Below are 20,850 nucleotides of genomic sequence, written 5' to 3' on the forward strand. Positions count from 1 at the left end.
GTCACCTACTTACTATTTAATCCCGGTCCCGGAACCACCCAGGCCTTGAAGAATATATTTTTGAGCTACAATATAGACGAGAATCAGAGGAATCGTTGAGATGGTCAGCACGGCCATCACTTGGTTAATATAAACAGGTTGCGTGGTATTAATGGTCGTAATCGCCACCTGCATTGAAAACTTGGAAGAATCTGTTAAGACCATCAGTGGCCAGATATAGTCGTTCCAGCTAGAGATAAAGGACAGCACGCCGACTGTTGCGATTGCTGGCTTAGACATTGGCAACATGATGCGGAAGAAAATCCGAACAATCCCTGCCCCGTCTATCCGCGCAGACTCAATAATTTCCTCCGGAATGGCGATGAAAAAGTTGCGGAAGAGATAGATATTGAAGACGCTCGCTAGACCTGGAATGATGACCGCCAAACGGCTATTCACGAGTCCTAGGGCATTAATAATGGTGAACTGCGGGATCAACATCATTTCGCCAGGAATAATGAGTAAGGCCAGAAGAAATCCGAAGAGCCACTTCTTACCTGTGAAATTAATACGGGCAAAGGCAAAGCCGGCCAAGGAATTGATTAAGATAGAGCCTACTGCAAAGGTTACAGCGTAGAAAACACTGTTAGCCATGTAGGTCACAATACTGAAGCGTTGAAGGACTTCTTCATAAGTCTTAAACCAGTTGGCTGGATTGAGACTTGGTAAAAAGGCTTCCCAGCCTTTTAAGTTCTTATAGACATCAGCCTCTGGCTTCATAGACGAGACTACCATCCAAATCATAGGGAAGAGGAAGAGGCCAGCCAGCAAAATCAGGAGAATATATTCAAGCAAGCTTCTTGGTTTCAAGCGTTTCATCCTATTCATCCTCCTTCAAGACCCGGCGTTGCACCAGGGAAATAACCCCAATTAAGGTTGTAAAGACTAGGGCAATGGAACTAGAGTACCCTACCAAACGGTCCGTGAAACCTTTGCGGTAAATGTAGTAAACCATGGTAATGGTAGAGTTGGCCGGGCCACCCTGTGTCATAACCATTGGTTGGACCAATAGCTTAAAGGCCGAAATTAAGGTCGTCAAAAGGACGAACAAGGCCGTTGGCTTGAGCAGCGGCATGGTAATATAGCGGAATTGATTCCACTTGCTAATGCCGTCGATTTCTGCTGCTTCATAAACATCTTGCGGGATATTCTGTAAGCCACCTAAGAAGAGCAACATCTGGTAACCGGCCCCTTGCCAGGCAGATACAAAGACGATGGCATACATGGCTTGTTTAGGGCTGGTCAGGAAGGGTTGCTTGGCAATGCCTACTTTTTCCAAGAGAGCATTCAAAAGCCCATTATTAGGATTCAAGAGGTATAGCCATAGAATGGAAATAACGACCAGGGACATGACAACCGGTGCAAAAAAAGCCACCTTAAAAAAGATATTCCCCTTCCGCTTCTTATTGACAATAAGAGCCATCCCTAGGGCTGCACCCAGTTGAACTGGGATAATCCAGACGACGAATTGCACAGTGTTCCAAAAACTCTTAATAAAAGTTTTGTCCTTAGCTAGACGGAAGAAATTATCCAATCCGATAAATTTACGTTCGTCTGGTGCTAGCATATAGTAATCTGTGAAAGCATAGTAGATGACCATACCCACCGGAATGATTAGGAAAATAAATAGTAATATCAAGGCTGGTGACAGAAAACCATAGCCTAAGAGATTTTCTTTGAATTTCTTTTTCTTGTTCATGTCAGACTCCTCTTTCTTCAAAGAAGGCAGATAGCCCCTAGCGGAACTACCTGCCCAAGGTCTTATTGATTGAGCGCTTCGTCAATCGCAATTTGCATTTCTTCTGCACGTTGATCCAAGACTTGTTGCACGTCTGGATTTTCTTCATAGTAACTAATATCTTGCATGGCTTGTTGGAAAGCACGAGATACTTGTGGGTAAGCGACCACTACTGGACGAGCGTGGGCGGTCGCAGCATTTTGTTCCATCAAGAAGCGCATTGGCTCAGATACCTTATCCTTGATATTCGCAATGGTGGTCTTACGGATTGGCAGAACGCTGTTGCCTAGGCTAATGATTTCACTAGACTCGGTGTTGGTTGCAAACTTAATGAATTCAGCTGCCCCTTCTTTTTGTTCTGACTTTTCCGTCACAGCTAATTGCCAGCTACCAGATGGGGAAACTAATTTCTTAGTAGTATTAGATACTGGGTAAGGCAGGATACCATATTCAATGTCTTTATAGTTTTCATTTAAGTCATTAATGGTCCAAGATCCGCTTAAGAGCATTGGGTAAACGCCTGTTTCAAAGCCTTTTTCAACTGGGCTAATCGTGGTGTAACCTTCTTTGACTAAATCTTGAATGAATTGAACGGCCTCAACACTTTCCTTACTGTTGAAGTAACCTTGTGCCTTAGTCCCGTCTTCATTCACAACAGTCCCACCATTTGACCAGAGTAATGGCATATAGGCATATGGCAGCATTTCGTCCATAGAATTGAGGCGGAAGTCAATTGCTGGTTGTTTGAAGTGGTCTGTCAACTTCTTGCTGATTGCCTTAAATTCGTCCCAAGTCCATGGTTTTTGCAGAGTAGGAAGTTCTGAATCTTCAATCCCAGCTTCCTTGAACATTTTCTTGTTGTAATAAATCCCTACGTTGGATTCAGAGAAACCAAAGGCATAGAATTTACCATCATAGGTCCCTTGTTGTTTAATGGAATCAAGTACATCATCCATATTAGCGTCAGCTAAGTAGTCATCCAATGGCGCAATCACCTTAGACTTAGCATAGGCTGCTGTGTTTGGTCCATCTAAAGTAATAACGTCTGGCAAGGTGTTAGTGGTAATACCCGCGTTGACCTTGTCTTCATAACCACCACCAGAACCACTACGAGGAATGTATTCTGTTGTTACTTGGTACTTTCCATCGTACTTCTTGTTGAAGTTTTCTACGACTTTTGCCCAAGCCTTCCCTTCTGCGGTCTCATCTGAAAACTGTACCCAAACCTTGATGTCTTGGCCGGCAGCATGGGCTACGGGGGTTGGCGCCATTGCTCCTGCTAAGAAGCTCATCGATAAAGTGGTCAGAGCAGATAAGATGAATCCTTTTTTCATGTTGTTTCCTCCTTTTTGAAACGTTTCAATTCTTTTTTAAAAGTCAAGCCCACGGCAGGATAATGGGTCTAGCTGGGGCTCGGGATTTGAAACGTTTCAATTTATACCTTAATAATAATACCGCTTTCACGGCTTGTCAAGAGATTTTTAGAAATTCAATCCAATTTTTTTCGCGTGGTGCCTCCTTCACGAAAATGTACTGGCAAGATAACGCGATGACTACTAGGTTGAACTTGACCTTTAATCAGGGTCATCAAGAGTTCCACCGCAGCAATGGCCATCTGATCAATAGGCTGGGCAATGGTTGAGAGGAGATAGTCTTGACCTTCTGCCGTCTTCAGTCCATCAAAACCAATCAGCTGATAATCCTCTGGACAAGACTTACCAAATGCCTGCATGACCTTCATCACATGAAGGGCCATAAAATCATTAACGGTAAAGAAACCATCTAATTCGGTATTTTCTTCGACAAAAGCCCGGATACGGCTTTCTACATCTTCAATAGGTTCTGGCATATCTAGCTTAGCAACGCAGTAACCTCGCTTAGCAGCGTAATCATAGAAACCCGCCTTGCGCAATACTGTCTCATTCTCATGGATATTGGTACCGCCAATATAAGCAAGCTGCTTAGCGCCTCGTTCTAGAAGCTCCTTGGCCGCCAGTTGCCCACCCTCATAGTTTTCTGCGGTGACATAATAGACATTTTCGGAGAAGTGCCGGTCGATGCTAACAAAAGGAAGAGAAGACAAAATATACTTATCGATATCAGAGTAAGTAATGCCAATAATGCCATCCACCTTGTTCTTCTTTAGCATTTCAATGTACTCAATCTCATTACTCGCATCACCATCTGCATTACAAATGAGGAGCTTATAGTGATGCTGCTGCAACTCCTTCTCTACATGATAGGCGAACTGTGAGAAAAATGGATGCCAAATGGTTGGCACAATCAGTGCCACAATATTGCTGCGATTGGTTTTGAGCCCACGGGCATATTCATCGGGCTGATAGTTTAGTTCTCGTATTGCCGTCTGGACCTTCTCATAGGTTGAATCCTTAACTCGAAAGCCATTGACCACACGAGAAACCGTCCCTAGACCAACGCCAGCCCGCTCCGCCACATCTTTCATGGTCGCTTTGGCTGAGAATTGATTAGCATCTTTCATAGTATCACCTCTTACTTCTTAATCTTACCATGAAATGTAGCGTTTTCAAGTATCATTCAATTTGTCTTTGAATTTTCGTTAACTTGCCCAAATTCCTATGCAAGACGAAAAGACTGGAAACAAGCTCCAGTCTTTTCCTATAAATTAATTACCAATTAGTTTTTAACTTAAACTCACACGCACTAGGTCCATTACCTTTCAGACCCATACAATGACCATAGACCAACTTTAGCTTCTTTGGCTTCTTTTTGCGATGCCTCTAAATAATTCAAATAACGCGTATTAGGTGGGTAAACATAAGCAACTTGAGCTAGACCCTCACTCACTAAGATTTCTTGGACAAGTTGCCCATCAATCCAAACATAAATTAAATCACGTTGATACTTATCTTTGTGCATTCCAATATCATATTCAACTTCAATTTTGTGAGCCTGTTGAAGCAAGTGCTGAAATCTCTGTTTGGCCTCAAGTCCATATGGCTGTTGCCCCAATCGAGGATGATGTAGCTCGGGAGTATCTATCAGCAACAAGCGCGCTTTAATCGACTTACCGGAGCCTAGGTCAAAATAGGCAGTATCTCCGTCGACTACCTGGTATGCATTTACTACTTCAAGTAATTTGGGATTTATTGGCTTAGCCTGTAGGTTAGGTGCAGCTTGAGCTATCACTCCTACTGGTCGGCCACCTAAACAGATAGTCACTAATGCTAATAGAAGTATAAACAGTGCCCGTCTCATCGTTCACAACCGATACCGTCTCCATCACGATCAAACTTGGGATCCCATCCTGGATCACCTGGCCGGATAGGTGCAGCACCAGCAGCCTTGACTTCCTTACAGTTCTTATAGAAAACTGAAGGCTGAGTAGGAGCAGAAGCCGGCGCTTGAGCCTGACTAGCACTCAAGTCCTTGCGAACTGGATCATTGGAATACACTCCGCTCTGAGACCAAATTTTGCTACTGGATTGCTTGGCATAGTCTTCAGATTCCCGCATGACTTTAAGGTAAGGCTCATTAGCTGACTGAATATAATCCACTCGCGCGAATCCTTCTGTTACTAGAGCTTCCTGCAGCAAGACATCATCCGCCCATAGAAAGAGTGTGGATTTACCGTCAATTGTTTGTTCTGCTCCTCCCGACTCTTCTACATTTAGTGTGTCAGCCTCCTCTAGCAAACTTTCTAAACGTTCTTTTGCCTCTTTGGCAAAAGGTCTGTTACCTTTCATTTCGGGCGCATTGACCATAGCTAAATGTGCTTCATAACTTGAATCATCAGGGAGAGTCACCTTGATTAAGTCACCTTCTAAGGCCTCAATAGACTTTACTTTGGTGACTTTTCTATCTCCCGTTTGCTGAGCCAAAACTTTATATCCCAAACTATCTTGACTAACCTTAGCGGATACATCTGCACTTAGGGTGCTACCGGCGCATAACAATAGAAACGATGCGCTAATATAGACTGACTTTTTCATTGCACACACTTCCCTCTCATTTTTTCACGCAACACAGAACAATTCTTACTATTAAATAGTATAATCATCCACAAACATCATTCTAGCACTCTCCACTTCATCTGCAATAGGTTTCATTTAAAAAAACAAAACAGATAAGTTTTATCCTAGTTTTTACTCAAAAAAAGCAGGCCTAGGCCTGCTTTTTACGCTTGAAAATAAAACATTAAAATGCCACCAGCAACTGCCACATTGAGTGACTCAGCCTGTCCTGGCATAGGAATGTAGATGGTCTGGTCAGCTACTTGAATAACTGCTTCAGAGACTCCTTGTCCTTCGTTGCCCAGCACTAAGGCTAGCTTCTGATTGGCTGGCACCTCTTGATAGGCTTGCGCCCCCTGGTGAAGGGCCGTCACAAACCAAGGAATACCAGCGGCTTCAAAGGCTGGACGGGCCTCCTGTAAGATATCTAAACTGACGACCTCCAGGTGCCAAAGTGAACCTTGGCTCGCTCTTAGGACTTTGTCATTGTAGACATCTACTGTACCTTTACCTAGAATGACGCCATCATAAGCTGCCGCATCTGCTGTGCGAATCAGAGTTCCCAGGTTACCTGGGTCTTGCACCGCATCCAAAATCAGATAACGTTGGCCGGAAGGTTGCCAATCGCGAGGTAGCGACGGTAATTCTAAAACCGCCAGAACCCCTTGGGGCGTAGGCGTCTCGCTCAGGTCCTTCAAGAGCTCAGGACTAACCAGAAGAAGTGGTAAACTAAGAGCCTGATTTGGCAACTGACTTAAATCATAATCCGGTGTAGCCACCAAATGACGGACATTTTGACCTGACTTAAGGGCCTCTTCTACCAGATGAGTCCCCTCAATCAGGTACTGCCCCGCCTTCTGGCGCCCTTTGGAGGTGGCTAGTTTCTTCCAGGCCTTAATCTTAGGATTTTGCTTGGACTGAATAACTTCCATGGCAAGACCTAGCGTGTAATACGGTAGATAGCTTCAGCATAAATCGCTGTTGCCTTAAGTAAGTCATCAATCGCGATAAATTCATTGGCTTGGTGCATCGTGTCAATCGAATCTGGGAACAAAGCACCGTAGGCTACCCCACGTGGCATCAGGCGGCCATAGGTGCCGCCACCGATGGTCATTTCATGCCCTTCAAGGCCAGTTTGCTCCTCATAGACTGCTAACAATTCCTTAACCATTGGGTCATCAACTGACACATAGTGTGGCTCCTTGAACTCACCCCACTCGATACTTAAATCATGGCCAGCCAAACGTTGAGCAGTTTGAGCAGCCATTTTTTCTGGATCAGTGCCTTTTGGATAACGGAAGTTGGCTACAATGCTACCACCTTTGTCATCTTGGTAGTTAACCAAGCCCACGTTCATGGTCAATTCTTGCATGACGGGATCACGGTGAGCCACGCCTAAGTTTACCCCTTCAAAGTCTTGGTGCAGATGGTCCGCTAACAGATGAAGGAAGCTCTCTGCACCTGCTCGATCAAATCCAAAACGGTGTAAATACTTAGCTAAGAAGGTTGCCGCATTGACCCCTTTGCTTGGCGTCGAACCGTGGGCTGCCTTCCCAATCAAGGAGAAGGTCGCTTGGTTGCCTTGCAGTTGCACTTGGCCACCTAATTGATGTTCTAAAAGGAAGGACTCAAAGTCCACCACTAGCTCTGCTAAATTAGCACTTTCAACAACAGCCGTCGCATCTTGAGGCACCATGTTTTCACGTAAGCCTGCTTCAAAACTAACTAAGTGGTTAGCTCCAGCCGCCTTAGCCCCTGCTTGGAAATTAAAAGTCGCTGACACGTTGCCTTTCTCCCCGTTAATGATTGGGAAGATAGCGTCTGGTGAGAAGCCATAGTCCGGCATTTCAGCATGCTTGAAGTAATAATCCATACATTGCCAGCCACTCTCTTCATCCGTCCCAACAATTAAGTGGAGACGTTGGTTAAGTTCTAGCCCTAATTCACGTAAGAGTTTGAGCGCGAAGTAAGCTGCTACTGTTGGCCCCTTGTCATCGCTAGAGCCACGAGCATAGATACGGCCATCTTTTACTACTGGTTCAAAAGGATTGGTATCCCAGCCAGTTCCTACTGGCACCACATCGACGTGGCCCAGAATACCAACCAGTTGATCACCAGATCCGACTTCCACACGTCCAGCCCAAGGGCCAAACTGCTTAGTCTCAAAGCCATCTTCTTGTGCCATGTTCAAAAACTCTTCCAAGGCCGCCTTAGGTCCTGGCCCTACTGGCGCCTCTGGTGTTGCCTTATCGTCTTCACGAACAGATGGCACCTTCAATAAACGGAATAAATCTGCGAAGAGCGCCTCTTTACGCGCTTCGACTTCTTGTAACCAATTAATCTTTGTCATAGTCTACCTCCTAAAACTTATTCTGCCACATAGCCATACGGCTCTAGCGCTTGCGCTTCTTGCTCAGTCAAGGAGCGCCACTGGCCATGGGCTAAATCTGACTCTAAACGCAGGGGCCCCATGGCCAAACGGTGGAGGCTCAGAACCTCCTTGCCGACGGCTTGGAACATACGCTTCACTTGATGGAATTTACCTTCCTGGATAACGACTTGAATTTGGCTAGTCGCTTGATCCACATCTTGACTTAAAACCGTCAACTCGGCTGGCAAGCTAATAAAATCACCCAAGTCCAAGCCCTCTGCAAAGGCCGCAATGTCCGTCTCGTCCACCAAACCTCGGATGGTGGCGGTGTAAGTTTTATTAACTTTCTTCTTAGGCGATAAGAGTTGGTGGGCTAGCTGTCCATTATTGGTAAGCAACAAAAGCCCCGTTGTATCAATATCCAAACGTCCCACAGGGAAGAGGTCCAAATGTTGGTAGCCCTCCCCTAGCCAGTCAATCACGGTCTGATGACACGGATCTTCTGTGGCAGACAAAATACCCGCCGGTTTGTTAAGTAAATAATAGTGATATCGCTGATAGGGGACCACTTGGCCCCCTACAGCAACGCGGTCGCTACCGGGCGTCACTTGCGTGCCGCCCTTGCTGCAAACCTGATCATTTATGGTGACGATTTTTTGGGATAGCAGTTGCTTAATGTCTTTCCGACTGCCCCAGCCCGTATCCGCCAAATATTTCTCAATTCTCATGAGAAGAACCTCATCTTATCTTGCAGGTCTTTCTTACGCGAACCGAAGAGGATTGGTAAGAGACCAAATAAGGCCATCACTGTCATGTAGACGAAGACACCTACCAAGACAACCAAGATTACCTTGACGAAAGTCATGCCTCGTCCAACTGGCCCCATGAGGCCGTTCAAGACTTGAGCCCAGATGCTGGTGCTAACGCCCATCAGCGCTGTCCCAACTAGCATCTTAACAAGTTTTGGTGTCATCTCGCTATAGCGTAAAGGTACCGACTTGTGAATGGTCCGCCACATGAGCAAGGAAGACACCAAGAAGGCAAGACCTGTGGAAAGGAAGGTCCCTTGCGCTTGGAAAATCGCCACAAGTGGGAATTGCAGGACCACTTTGACGACTAAACCAATCAAGAGATGCCAAATGGATAGACGACGGAAGTTCATTGCCTGCAGAATAGTCGATAGAATGGTGTAGAGTCCTAAAACAATCGACATGTAGGAGGCCGTCACTAGAAGGCCTGGCCCCGATTGACTCCCATTAGCATAGAAGAGTTGGTAAACTTCAGTAGGAATGCTTGCCATACCAACTGCGGCTGGCAACATCACAAAGCTGAAGAGCAAGATAACGTGCTGAATTAAGTCACCCGTTCCTTCCTTATCCTGCTCGGCAAAACGTTTGGTGATAGCCGGCAGAGAAGACAGGGAAATCCCAATGGCCAAGGAGATGATAATCATAATCAGCTTATTGACGTCTAGGCTCAATACCCCATAGAGTTCCGCGATTTCGCTACGCAAGAGGCTAGATGTGTAGCCCATAATCTGACCGAAGGTATAGGTATCGATGTTTTGTGCGATAATAATACCGGATCCTACCAGGATGAAAGGAACAGAGTCTATAAGCATAATCCGCAGGGTTTTCATTAAATCGAATTCCTCACGGGATTGGTCAGTCTCAATCAAAGCCTTAATCATGGGCAGACGACGAAGATAAACGAAAATCAAGTAGACCAGAGACACTGCCGCCCCGATAAAGGCCGCAAAGGTCGAATGGATAACTGCCGTTGTCGCTGCCCCATTGAAGAGCTTCATGACAGCATAAGTTGCTGCCAACATATAAAAGACGCGGGCAATTTGTTCCAGAATTTGGGAGACTGCCGTTGGCACCATGTTGTTGTAGCCTTGGAAATAGCCCCGCAAGAGGCTCATCACCGGCAAGATAACTAGTGGTGGTACTAAGGAACGAATAACCAAAGTGGCTGCTGCATGGTCAATGGTTGGCGTAGCTGCAGCTAAGGCTGGCGCTACGAAGAAGAGCGCCGTGGCCGTAACCAAGCCCATTAAACTCATGACAATCATACTTGCCTTAAAGAGTTGGTCTGCAAAACGGTATTGCTTTTTGGAGTGATAGTAGGCCATCTGTTTGGCAATGGCACTTGGGAAACCTGCCGTCCCAATAGCTAGGAAAAGCGCATAAGGCTGGTAACCCGCACTATATAGGGTATTGGCATTGAGGTAGTCAGCCCCTAGCCAAGCCGCCCAAGGAATGACATAGATGGCACCCAAAATCCGGGAGAAGATGTTCCCGAAAGTCAGCCAAGTCGCCCCTTTGACGATGGTTTGCTTCTCATTAAGTTCCGCCTCAATGGTGACGTCATCTTCATTCAGGTATTCTTCTAGGACCTGGTCCGTCAGAATAGGCTCCGCAAAGACCTGAGTTGCTTGGCTAACCTGGTCACTGTAGGCCTGAATGGCCTCTGGCGTAATCGCCTGTGTGTCCGTTAAGTCAAAGGCTAGTTGTTGGCCTAGAGATGGGCTTTCAGGACTGGCGGTCTGAGGTCTTTCCGTCGGACGCGCCGCTTGAGGCTCCGGGTGGCCGGCCACCGCCTCTTCTTCTAGTTCCAAATCAAAATCTGAACTAAGGGAAGTATCAGAGTCAGTTTCAAGTTCTGAGGCATCATGCTCAGCCTCTGGCTCTACTTCTTGCTCCCAAGCTGTTAGACTGGCACTACCTTGACTATCATCTTCATCATGATCAGAATCTGACTCATCAGAAGGTTGACTTGTTTGGGAGGCCTCTTGAGAAGTTGCTTCTAGCTCTAACTCCTCTTCTTCCTTAGGTTCGCCTTCTTGAATCCAACGTACTAGACGTTGCCAAAGGTTTAGTTTTGGCTCAGCTGCTTCCTCTTCTTGAGGCTCTTGCTCCGTCACTTGATCTGAGTCTAAGTTTTCATCAGCTACTGGCTCGGAGTTAGCTTCTGGCTCAGCCTCTTGCTCATCTATATCTAAGACAGATACTGGCGCCCATTGATTGTCATCATCACGCTTGTCCTCTTGTGAAGCTAACTCGACTTCTTCTTCCAATTCAACAGGAGCTAGCAGATTAAGGTCTACACTTTCTTCTTCTGCCTCTTCTTGGGCTTGACCTTGATTTTCTAGGTCTTCCTGACTCGGCTCTGGACTTTCAGTTCCTTGGAAAGTCTCAACACTATCCAGGTTTGCTTCAACTTGCTCAGTAGGTTCAACTTCTGCCTCAGCTAATTCAACTTTTGCATCAGTTAGCTCAAGTTCTGGTTCTGGTTGACTTCCAGTCTGACTAGACTCGTCATTAACTTCCAGCACTACTGGTTCTTCAGCTAACTCTTCTTCTGGTGCGACGACCTCTTCCTTAGGTTTGAGGTTATTGACTCTTTGCGTGATGCCTTGCCACCAGTTTTGCATCAGCCGCTCAATCTTGGTTGGGGTCAATTCTGGCGCCCCAAATTGATCATAGGCATCCAAGTCATCTAAGTGATCTAAGCTATAGTGAGCTTCATAGACAGCGTCTAAATCTAAGCGAGGTAGCTTAAGCGATTTTGATGCTTTGGCTTCTGTCGGCTGAGGTTTCGGATGTTTTGGACGATAGATAAAAGGATTGTAGTTTGGATCGTCTTGTCCTTCTAAATCAAGATTGCTTACTGAGCTGCTTTCAGCTCTCTCTAGCTCTAACTCTGGAAGATCAGCATCTAGCTGGCCTTGTTCTTCCTCAACTTCAGCTTGCTCCGTTGACTCAGCCTCTTCCTCCCAGGCTGGTAAGTCATTGACTACCCAGTCTGCCTTATCCTTTGCTGGTTCACTAGGAGTTGGCTCGGCATCTGCTTGGAAGATGGGGTCTACATCAAATTGATCATCGTCTAATTCTAGGTCCAAGTCTGCCGGCAGATTAAGGTTAAAGTAATCGCCATCTTCTGGTTGCACATTAGGCCGACGTAGTTTCTTCATGTCTTCTTTGGAAAAGATGACGGTCTCATGCAAGTTTTGTTCTTCGGCCAACAAAGCCTGTAAATCCGGGCTTGGTGTGCCGCGCTCTAAATCGCGCTTGTCTCTTTCTGTCATCTGCATCGTCTCCTTAATTTGCTACGATATTGACTAATCGGTTAGGAATCGCTACTACTTTTCGTAGGGTCTTGCCTTCAAGTTGCGCCTGAATTTCTGGCAAGTTAAGAGCTAAATCACCTAAGGCATCAGCTGCCATATTGGCCTCTACCATGACCTTAGCCTTAATCTTACCATTAATTTGCACTACGACTTCCACTTGATCCTCAACGGTCAATGCTTCCTCATAGCTTGGCCAAGCGACATGCGAAATGCTGTCTTGGTGACCTAACTTTTGCCAGATTTCCTCACTAATATGTGGGGCCAATGGCGCCAACAATTGAATCAAACCTTGGGCATAAGCTTTTGGAATGATGGCCTGGTCTTTCGTAGCATTGAGGAAGATCATCATTTGCGAAATTGCGGTATTGAAGTGGAGGATTTCATAGTCTTCCGTTACCTTTTTGACTGTTTGATGGTAGACACGTTCTAGGGCAGGGTTTTCAGCATCTTGGATTCGCTCGCTGAGGCTACCGTCTTCTGCCACATAGAGGCGCCAAATCCGGTCAAGGAAGCGACGAGTAGATTCCAAGCCGTTCTCACTCCAAGCAATCGAAGCATCCAATGGGCCCATGAACATTTCATAGACACGTAGGGTATCTGCCCCGTATTGTTCTACCACATGGTCTGGATTGACCACATTGCCCTTGGACTTAGACATCTTATTGCCGTCCGTCCCCAAGATCATGCCTTGGTTGAAGAGCTTCATGAAAGGTTCCTTAGTTGGTACTACGCCTAAGTCGTAGAGGAATTTATGCCAGAAACGCGCGTAAAGCAAGTGCAAGACGGCATGTTCTGCGCCCCCAATATAGAGGTCAACTGGCAGCCATTTGGCTAACTTATCTGGATCTGCTAGGCGCTCTGAGTTCTGTGGGTCGATATAACGGAGATAGTACCAAGAACTACCCGCCCATTGTGGCATGGTGTTAGTCTCACGGCGACCTTTACGCCCTGTCTCTGGATCCACTACGTTGACCCAATCTTCAATAGCAGCCAATGGTGATTCGCCCGTACCACTTGGTTGAATCTTATCGGTTACTGGCAGACGAAGTGGTAATTGATCCTCAGGCACTAGACTCATACTGCCGTCTTCCCAATGAATCACTGGGATAGGCTCGCCCCAATAACGTTGACGTGAGAAGAGCCAGTCACGTAGACGGTAGTTGACCTGGCGTTGGCCTTTGCCCTGAGCTTCTAACCAATCAATCATGCTAGTGATGGCTTCTGCATTATAAAGGCCGTTCAAGAAGTCAGAATTAATATGGGGACCGTCACCTTCATAGCAACCCGATTCATTGTGTTCGATTACAGACACAATCGGCAAATCATACTTGCTAGCAAATTCGAAGTCCCGTTCATCGTGGGCTGGTACGCCCATGACCGCCCCGGTCCCATAAGAAGCCAAGACATAGTCCGCAATCCAAATTGGTAAGGATTCACCAGTTACAGGATGTTTAACATAGCCCCCGGTGAAGACGCCAGATTTGTCTTTATTAAGAGAGGTCCGATCCATGTCGCTCTTAGTTGCCACTGCTTCGACATAGGCTTTTACAGCGGCTTCCTGTTCAGGGCTGGTGACTTTCGCCACTAACTCATGTTCAGGCGCCAAGACCACATATGTAGACCCGAAAAGGGTATCTGCGCGTGAGGTAAAGACTTGCACTTGGTCGGCGTGACCCTCAATATCAAAGTTAATCAAGGCCCCTTCTGATTTACCAATCCAGTTGCGTTGCATTTCCTTAAGGCTTTCAGGCCAGTCTAGGAGATCTAAGTCTTCTAGAAGACGCTCTGCATAGGCTGTAATCTTGAGCATCCATTGTTTCATTGGTTTACGGAAAACTGGATGGCCTCCGCGCTCGGACTTACCATCAATGACTTCTTCATTAGCCAAAACTGTCCCTAAGGCTGGACACCAGTTAACGGCTACTTCAGCCTCATAGGCCAAGCCTTTTTCATACATTTTGGAGAAAATCCATTGGGTCCATTTATAATAGTTAGGATCGGTTGTATTGACTTCCCGCTCCCAGTCATAACTGAAACCAAGTGAATTGATTTGACGGCGGAAAGTTTCGATATTGGCAGCAGTAAAATCAGCTGGGTCATTCCCCGTATCCAAAGCGTATTGTTCAGCAGGCAAACCAAAGGCATCCCAACCCATTGGGTGCAAGACATCGTAGCCTTGTGCCCGTTTCATACGTGCCACGGCATCTGTCGCCGTGTAGCCTTCTGGGTGCCCTACGTGCAAGCCCTGACCAGATGGATAAGGGAACATGTCTAGGGCATAGAATTTAGGATGCCCAGGACGCTCCTGAGTTTTAAAAGTTTTGTTTTGGCGCCAATAGTCTTGCCATTTTTCTTCGATTGCTTTGTGATTATAGGTCATCACATAACCTCCTTGCATTTCTGATAAAAAAAGCCCTACGTAAACCGTATTAAACACAGTTCACATAGGGCGAAATTTTCGCGGTACCACCTAATTTAAGCTAGAATAGCTTATCTCTAGCCTTAACGCGGCGGACGTCTAGTCTTACTGAAGATTCAGACTAGCTTCAATTGGATGAGTTCAGTAGCACTCCCGGCTTATTTCCACCACCCATAAGCTCTCTATAGCAGTTGTACCGCCTACTAATTCCAATATTGAATTACTATTGAGTCTAGTATATCAGATACTAGCGACTAGTTCAATGAGATGACTTGTCCTATTTGGATGAAATGGGAGCCCCCATTGTTAGCGATCAATTTGTAAACATCTACCCCATTACGACGGGCGATTGAATACAAGGTGTCACCTGCTTGGACAGTATATGAACCGCCACTTGCTTGGCTAGCGTTGTTTGCAGCTGGAGCTGGTGTTTCAGCAGCTGCTGGCGCTGGACTCTCTGCAGGAGCTGGTGTTTGGCTAACTGGTGCAGGGGTTGGAGCTGATGTTTCAGCAGCGGCGCCACCACCTGGTACTTTGATACTTTGACCTGGGTACAAGAAGTAGTTTGAAGTCCCATTCAAGCGTTGAAGTTCTGAAATTGAAATTCCATACTTGTTAGCAATGCGCCAGTAGCTGTCACCGGCTTGAACTGTATAGTTGCCACCGCCTGTGCTTGGCGCTGGGGCTGGTGTTTCAGCAGGTGCTGATGTTGTACTTGCAGTGGTTGCTGCAGGAGCAGGAGTCGCATTTGCTGAACCAGAGCCTGGCACTTTAATGCTTTGGCCTGGGTACAAGAAGTAGTTTGAAGTCCCATTCAAGCGTTGGAGTTCTGAAATCGAAATCCCGTACTTATTAGCAATACGCCAGTAGCTGTCACCTGCTTGGACTGTGTATGAACCGCCCGCTGCTGGTGCTGCGCTTGTTGTGCTTGTTGAAGTAGAAGTGCCGTTTGATGAAGCACTTGCGCTTGAAGATGACCCTGAACCTGGCACCTTGAGGCTTTGACCTGGGTAGAGGTTGTAGTCAGATGTGCCGTTCAAGCGTTGGAGTTCTGAGATAGAAATGCCGTACTTATTAGCAATTCTCCAGTAGCTATCACCGGCTTGGACTGTGTATGAACCGCCCGCTGCTGGTGCTGCACTTGTTGTACTTGTTGAAGCAGAGCCACTGTTTGATGACGCTGATGCATTGGTTCCTGAACCTGGCACTTTAATGCTTTGGCCTGGATGGAGGGTGTAGTCAGAGGTACCGTTCAAGCGTTGGAGTTCTTGGATAGAAATCCCGTACTTATTAGCGATACGCCAGTAGCTATCACCGGCTTGAACTGTGTATGAACCACCCGCTGCTGGTGCTGCAGAGCGCGTACTTGTAGTTGAGCTTGAAGTTGAAGCAGCAGAGCCACTTGTATTTGAAGCAGAACCTGGTACTACCAAGCTTTGACCTGGATAGAGGAAGTAGCTTGAGGTACCATTCAAGCGTTGCAATTCTTCAATCGAAATGCCGTATTTGTTAGCAATGCGCCAGTAGCTATCGCCTGCTTGAACTGTATAAGAACCGCCACCAGTTGCTGGGGCTTGCGGGCGTGCTGGGCTAGCTGTGCTAGAACCACCTGCATCATATTGAGTCAAACCATAGGTTTGGATTAATTGGTTAAGCTTAGACGCATAACGAGTATCTGTCGCATAGCGACCTGTTAAATGTCGTGTTGCGTCTTGATAAGAGTTGGTCGCACTCACGCGCGCCCCATAATAGAATTTATAGCGCCAACTGTTAGGATTGTTGTCCCCAGTTAAAAGCGAAGCATAGTCATTCAGGGATTCACCATAGTTGCTATACTTACGGAAAGGTTCCTTAGCAGCATAGTAGTTACCGCTACCATCGTCTTCTAAGGTGTCCATACGAACGGAATTGCCGTTGTAGTCACCCTTGATCCCGAATAAGTTATAGTTAGGTGCTGATGCTAATCCACTTTGGCCCCAACCTGATTCTAAAATTGCTTGCGCAATCATTACAGAGGCATACAAGTCATTATTCTTAGCGATATCGCGTGCATACCCTCCAATAGTTGATAAGAAGTTTTGTTGGGTAGCTGTTTGAGCTTGTACGGTCACCTTTGGTGCAGTGAGCGTGCTTAAAGTAGATGCAGAAGCGAATAAGACTAAGCCTGCATTAACCACTTTGGCAATTTTCTTATTTGATTCGTGGCGCTGTGCTTGTTTACGACGATTAATCACCGCTTGACGCGTTAATTTCACGTATATTCCCCCATTCTGCCATTTTATGATACAATACCATTATATAGAAAGCCTCTCGCTAAAAAAAGGGGCCTAGCCCCCTTTTCGTTTACTTTTAACTATTGTGTAACTTTCACGTAATACAAAGGAGTTTGTCTATGCAACGCGCTCTTCACTACAGTCACACCCTCTTAGCCGACTTAATCCAACGTTTCCCAGATGGCGTTTATATTGATGGTACCCTAGGAAAAGGACACGACACGGCCTTCATTCTCAGACAACCAGGTTTTTGTGGCCAAGTCATGGGCTTTGATATCCAAGATCAGGCCTTGGCTTGGACCCAGGAACGCCTAGCTGATATTCCAAACCGGGAGTCTGCCCAGCTTTTCCTGGCCTCTCACGACCAAATCCATACGCTTTTAGCTGAGACTCCTCAATTCAGTGGTGCCATTTATAATCTAGGCTATCTACCCGGTGGCGACCACCAAATCACAACTCAAGAGACTTCAACCCTGGCCTCTCTAGACCAGGTGCGAACCAAACTTCGTGTTGGCGGTCAAATCATTTTGGTTATCTACAGTGGTCACCCCGAAGGTGCCAAGGAAAAGGATGCCCTCTTCCAAGCCTTAGCCAGCTGGCCCCAAGAAGAATTCCAAGTCCTTCACTATGGCTTCATCAACCAACGGAATAATCCACCGCAACTTCTCATCATCGAACGTATCAAGTAAGTAAAAAAGCTGAGACCTAAGTCTCAGCTTTTCATTTTGTCTTATTCAGCAATCACGGCTTTAAGTTCATCCACTTTATTGACTTGCTCCCATGGTAAGACCACGTCTTGACGACCAAAGTGACCATAGGCTGCTGTCTGCTTATAGATTGGGCGACGCAAGGCCAAGGTGCGGATAATCCCATCTGGTGTTAAATCAAAGAGTTGACGCACTGCTTGAACTAGGCGACTCTCAGAAACGATGCCAGTCTCAAAGGTTTCAATCCGAATAGATACTGGTTGTGCTACCCCAATTGCATATGCTAATTGTACTTCACAACGCTTAGCTAAGCCGGCTGCAACGATATTCTTGGCAATGTAGCGAGCCATGTAGCTAGCTGACCGGTCCACTTTAGTCGCATCCTTACCAGAGAAGGCACCGCCACCGTGGCGAGCATAGCCCCCATAGGTGTCGACAATAATCTTACGGCCTGTCAAACCGGAGTCCCCTTTAGGCCCACCGATGACAAAACGACCGGTTGGATTGATTAAGAAGCGGGTTTGATCATCTAATAAATGTGCCGGAATCACAGGCTTCACTACTTGTTCAATCACGTCTTGACGCACAGTTTCTAAGGTTGCTTCAGGGGCATGCTGAGTCGAAATTACGACTGTATCCACCCGTAGGGCTTGACCGTCTTCTCCGTACTCAACGGTTACTTGGGACTTACCATCTGGTCTCAGGTAAGCCAATTGACCAGACTTGCGCACCTCACTCAGACGTTTAGCTAGGCGATGGCTAAGCGCGATTGGCAATGGCATAAATTCTTCCGTCTCATCACAGGCATAACCGAACATGAGCCCCTGGTCACCTGCCCCAATCAATTGATCGGTTGCTTCGTCCCGGGTTTCAATGGCCGCATCTACCCCTTGGGCGATATCAGGTGATTGTTCGTCAAGCGCGACCAAGACGGCCACATTATCGCCATCAAAGCCATAATCACTTGAATCATAGCCAATGCCCTTAATCGTTTCGCGTACAATTTGTTGGATATCGACATAGGCAGTCGTGCTGACTTCCCCGAAGACCAATACCAGGCCAGTGTTGACTGCGGTCTCGCAGGCCACCCGGGCTAGTGGGTCTTGTGTCAAGATGGCATCTAAGATGGCATCACTAATTTGATCGGCAACTTTATCTGGGTGTCCTTCCGTCACCGATTCAGATGTAAACAACTTTCTTTCCATAGTAATTTCCCCCATTTTGTTGATTGGTTACAAGGCAACTTCATTAAGAAAATGAATCCCATCGGGAATTTATTGTTGTAACTGACTCCATTATACATTAGTATAGTAGATATAGATAGTAAAAAATGTCGAAAAAAGAGGATTAGCTATGAAACACTTTGCACACTTTCTAAGACATCCCCTCATTCGAATCTTCCTGGCGCCACTAGGCTTTGGGATATATGGTTTAATCGTAGGGATGTACCACACTACCGAAATCAACTGGTTAGCCTTGGCCTATCTCTACCTGATTTTAGTCAGCAGTCAGTTGATTGACCACTACTTCTTCGTTCGCTTCAATACCCGTAAGGCCAAAGCTAGCTCGCCAGTAATCCTATACGCCATGGAGATTCTGCTCTGGGCAGCAACCGTGGGCTTTATGTGGCAGCATCATTGGGGGGCTAACCTCTTACTCCTCCTCTATATCGCCTATACTCACATTCAGCATTATCCTTATAATCTGACCAACAGCCTCTACCAGTTGATTCTGAATGTCTTCTTCCAGGCCTTCATTATCAACAACCTAGCCTACTTCAGCCAGACAGGAACCATCACGACCGGCTTCCTCATCAGCCTCCTGCCTCTGGCAGCCTTGCAACTGGCCTTTCAAGCTGAAGGCAATAGTCTAGTTAGTCAGCTAACGGGACACCCTTCCCTCATGCCACATGGCTTAAAAACAAGTCTGGTGCTCATCTTGAGCCTAGTAGCTGTGGCTGCTGGGACCTACTTAAGTTTCCCATCCAAATCTTATTTCATGCTCCAACTCCTCTTTATCGCCGGGAGCGTCTTGACCCTAGCCCCTCTCTTGGTCCAAACTCGACAACATAACCAAAACCAAAATAAACTCAACTATCTCAGCACTAGTTACTTGCTGATTAGCATCCTGTATGGCTTGGCCTTCTGCTTCTAACATATATGGCAAAAACAGCCGTCCCCACACGTAGGTGGGGACGGCTGTTTTTTGGTGTCTAGTCAGGCAACTTAACCCAAAAATCATGGTATCGCACGGTTGCGCATGATGCTGACAACTGTCACGATTAACATCACCAAGATTGGAAGGTAGCTCCATGACAAAGGGAGTCCTAATAGGGCAATATATCCGAACAAGGTACATCCCACCACCAATTTCTCCAGTGTGGTCTTCTGGCCACGAAGACTCCATAGGGATAATATAATACCTAGGATTATCGAGATTAGCATACTGCCAAGATAAATACGAAGCGGCCAATGGCTACCCAAACTTGTTAACATAATGGGCGACGGGATGCTCAGAGCTATTTCTAGCGCCTCGATAGTGTCTCTTAAGATTAGGAAATTTCCGATTGAGAACACCAAAAAGAAAGCATTGAAGGGGAGTAAGACTTGTTTTATCTTCAAGGTATTCTCACCTCCTCTGATTCAGTAAATTATAGAGCCATTGAAGGTTCCAGTCTGGAGCAGGCTGTGCTTGAATGATAGGTTCAAAAATTGTAGCAAGTGCTTCATCTACGAATATTTGCTCCTCATCTGAAATGTCATGTCTCAGACTAGTTAATAAGGGAGTATCTACAGGTATATACTCAACTTGACCCAAAGGAGTTAGCGAGTAGTGGATGGCCTCATCATTATAATAGAGTTGTCTACTGTCCGCAATTACGATATAACGAATTTTGGCTCCATTATACGCCGTGGTAAATTCCCAATCCCCGCTTAAATTATCTCTCTTGTACTTATAATTATCAAGTTCAGGATGCTCGATTTGATTAAAGTTTCGCATTGCTTCTTGCAAGGGCGAGTATATTCCTTCGGTGTGTTTTGCGTAGTATACGCTATAAGTTGATAAGTTGTCTGACACTTTCGTCCATGCAAAAAGTCCTACAACGGTAACTATAAATACAATTATAAATAACTTCCATTTTGATTTCATATCTTTCTCCTATGAGTCATTTTAAGCAA

General features: G+C 46.2%; 16 protein-coding genes, 1 riboswitch and 1 other annotated feature. Of the genes, 2 read left to right on the forward strand and 14 right to left on the reverse strand.

Translation table 11 applies throughout. The features are described from left to right. Window positions 1-12: 12 nt before the first annotated feature. From Q0339_RS05280 to Q0339_RS05335, 12 genes are all read right to left on the reverse strand, one after another. Entirely contained in the window at window positions 13-858 is an 846-nt protein-coding gene (locus Q0339_RS05280) for a carbohydrate ABC transporter permease (protein WP_268442065.1), read from the reverse strand. Between the two features lies 1 nt (window position 859). After that, a complete protein-coding gene (locus Q0339_RS05285; RefSeq protein ID WP_070756527.1) occupies window positions 860-1,738 on the reverse strand; it encodes a sugar ABC transporter permease in 879 nt (292 codons plus the stop codon). 62 nt (window positions 1,739-1,800) lie between these two features. Then, complete coding sequence (locus Q0339_RS05290) at window positions 1,801-3,111, reverse strand: sugar ABC transporter substrate-binding protein (protein ID WP_291428750.1); 1,311 nt, start codon at window positions 3,109-3,111, stop codon at window positions 1,801-1,803. A gap of 155 nt (window positions 3,112-3,266) precedes the next feature. Continuing rightward, window positions 3,267-4,277 (reverse strand): LacI family DNA-binding transcriptional regulator, encoded by a 1,011-nt coding sequence (locus Q0339_RS05295; protein WP_298077771.1) that lies wholly within the window; start codon window positions 4,275-4,277, stop codon window positions 3,267-3,269. Window positions 4,278-4,468: 191 nt separating this feature from the next. After that, window positions 4,469-4,945: a thermonuclease family protein gene (locus tag Q0339_RS05300; RefSeq protein ID WP_298077772.1), complete on the reverse strand. Its 477-nt coding sequence runs from the start codon at window positions 4,943-4,945 to the stop codon at window positions 4,469-4,471. Window positions 4,946-5,010: 65 nt separating this feature from the next. Then, window positions 5,011-5,748 (reverse strand): excalibur calcium-binding domain-containing protein, encoded by a 738-nt coding sequence (locus tag Q0339_RS05305; protein ID WP_298077774.1) that lies wholly within the window; start codon window positions 5,746-5,748, stop codon window positions 5,011-5,013. 185 nt (window positions 5,749-5,933) lie between these two features. Then, window positions 5,934-6,701, reverse strand: coding sequence for an RNA methyltransferase (locus tag Q0339_RS05310; RefSeq protein WP_298077775.1), 768 nt, complete (start codon window positions 6,699-6,701; stop codon window positions 5,934-5,936). 8 nt (window positions 6,702-6,709) lie between these two features. Beyond that, window positions 6,710-8,119 (reverse strand): dipeptidase PepV, encoded by a 1,410-nt coding sequence (pepV, locus tag Q0339_RS05315; protein ID WP_298077776.1) that lies wholly within the window; start codon window positions 8,117-8,119, stop codon window positions 6,710-6,712. Window positions 8,120-8,136: 17 nt separating this feature from the next. Then, on the reverse strand, window positions 8,137-8,868 hold the full coding sequence (locus Q0339_RS05320; RefSeq protein WP_298077777.1) for a pseudouridine synthase: 732 nt from the start codon (window positions 8,866-8,868) through the stop codon (window positions 8,137-8,139). After that, window positions 8,865-12,230 carry a polysaccharide biosynthesis protein gene (locus Q0339_RS05325; RefSeq protein WP_298077778.1) on the reverse strand — a complete coding sequence of 1,122 codons (3,366 nt, stop codon included), beginning with the start codon at window positions 12,228-12,230 and terminating at the stop codon, window positions 8,865-8,867. The genes Q0339_RS05320 and Q0339_RS05325 overlap by 4 nt, the downstream gene beginning before the upstream one ends. 13 nt (window positions 12,231-12,243) lie before the next feature. Next, entirely contained in the window at window positions 12,244-14,652 is a 2,409-nt protein-coding gene (gene leuS / locus Q0339_RS05330) for a leucine--tRNA ligase (protein WP_298077779.1), read from the reverse strand. Window positions 14,653-14,714: 62 nt separating this feature from the next. Further along, window positions 14,715-14,916, reverse strand: a binding site (T-box leader). A 29-nt stretch (window positions 14,917-14,945) separates the two neighbouring features. After that, on the reverse strand, window positions 14,946-16,946 hold the full coding sequence (locus Q0339_RS05335; RefSeq protein ID WP_298077781.1) for a LysM peptidoglycan-binding domain-containing protein: 2,001 nt from the start codon (window positions 16,944-16,946) through the stop codon (window positions 14,946-14,948). Between the two features lie 137 nt (window positions 16,947-17,083). Between Q0339_RS05335 and Q0339_RS05340 the strand changes: the two genes are divergently transcribed. After that, window positions 17,084-17,653 carry a class I SAM-dependent methyltransferase gene (locus tag Q0339_RS05340; protein WP_298077782.1) on the forward strand — a complete coding sequence of 190 codons (570 nt, stop codon included), beginning with the start codon at window positions 17,084-17,086 and terminating at the stop codon, window positions 17,651-17,653. Between the two features lie 41 nt (window positions 17,654-17,694). Here the strand turns inward: Q0339_RS05340 and metK are convergent, their stop codons facing one another. After that, window positions 17,695-18,876 (reverse strand): methionine adenosyltransferase, encoded by a 1,182-nt coding sequence (gene metK / locus Q0339_RS05345; protein WP_298077783.1) that lies wholly within the window; start codon window positions 18,874-18,876, stop codon window positions 17,695-17,697. Continuing rightward, a riboswitch (SMK box riboswitch) is annotated at window positions 18,874-18,962 on the reverse strand. Its footprint overlaps the gene before it by 3 nt. Before the next feature lie 62 nt (window positions 18,963-19,024). Between metK and Q0339_RS05350 the strand changes: the two genes are divergently transcribed. Beyond that, the gene (locus tag Q0339_RS05350) at window positions 19,025-19,825 is read left to right on the forward strand and encodes a hypothetical protein (protein WP_298077784.1); all 801 of its coding nucleotides are present in this window, start codon (window positions 19,025-19,027) and stop codon (window positions 19,823-19,825) included. Window positions 19,826-20,299: 474 nt separating this feature from the next. Here the strand turns inward: Q0339_RS05350 and Q0339_RS05355 are convergent, their stop codons facing one another. Next, window positions 20,300-20,821, reverse strand: a complete 522-nt coding sequence (locus Q0339_RS05355; RefSeq protein ID WP_298077785.1) for a hypothetical protein — start codon at window positions 20,819-20,821, stop codon at window positions 20,300-20,302. Window positions 20,822-20,850: the final 29 nt, after the last annotated feature.

It is taken from the genome of uncultured Abiotrophia sp. (genome assembly GCF_938010525.1).
Taxonomy (GTDB): domain Bacteria; phylum Bacillota; class Bacilli; order Lactobacillales; family Aerococcaceae; genus Abiotrophia.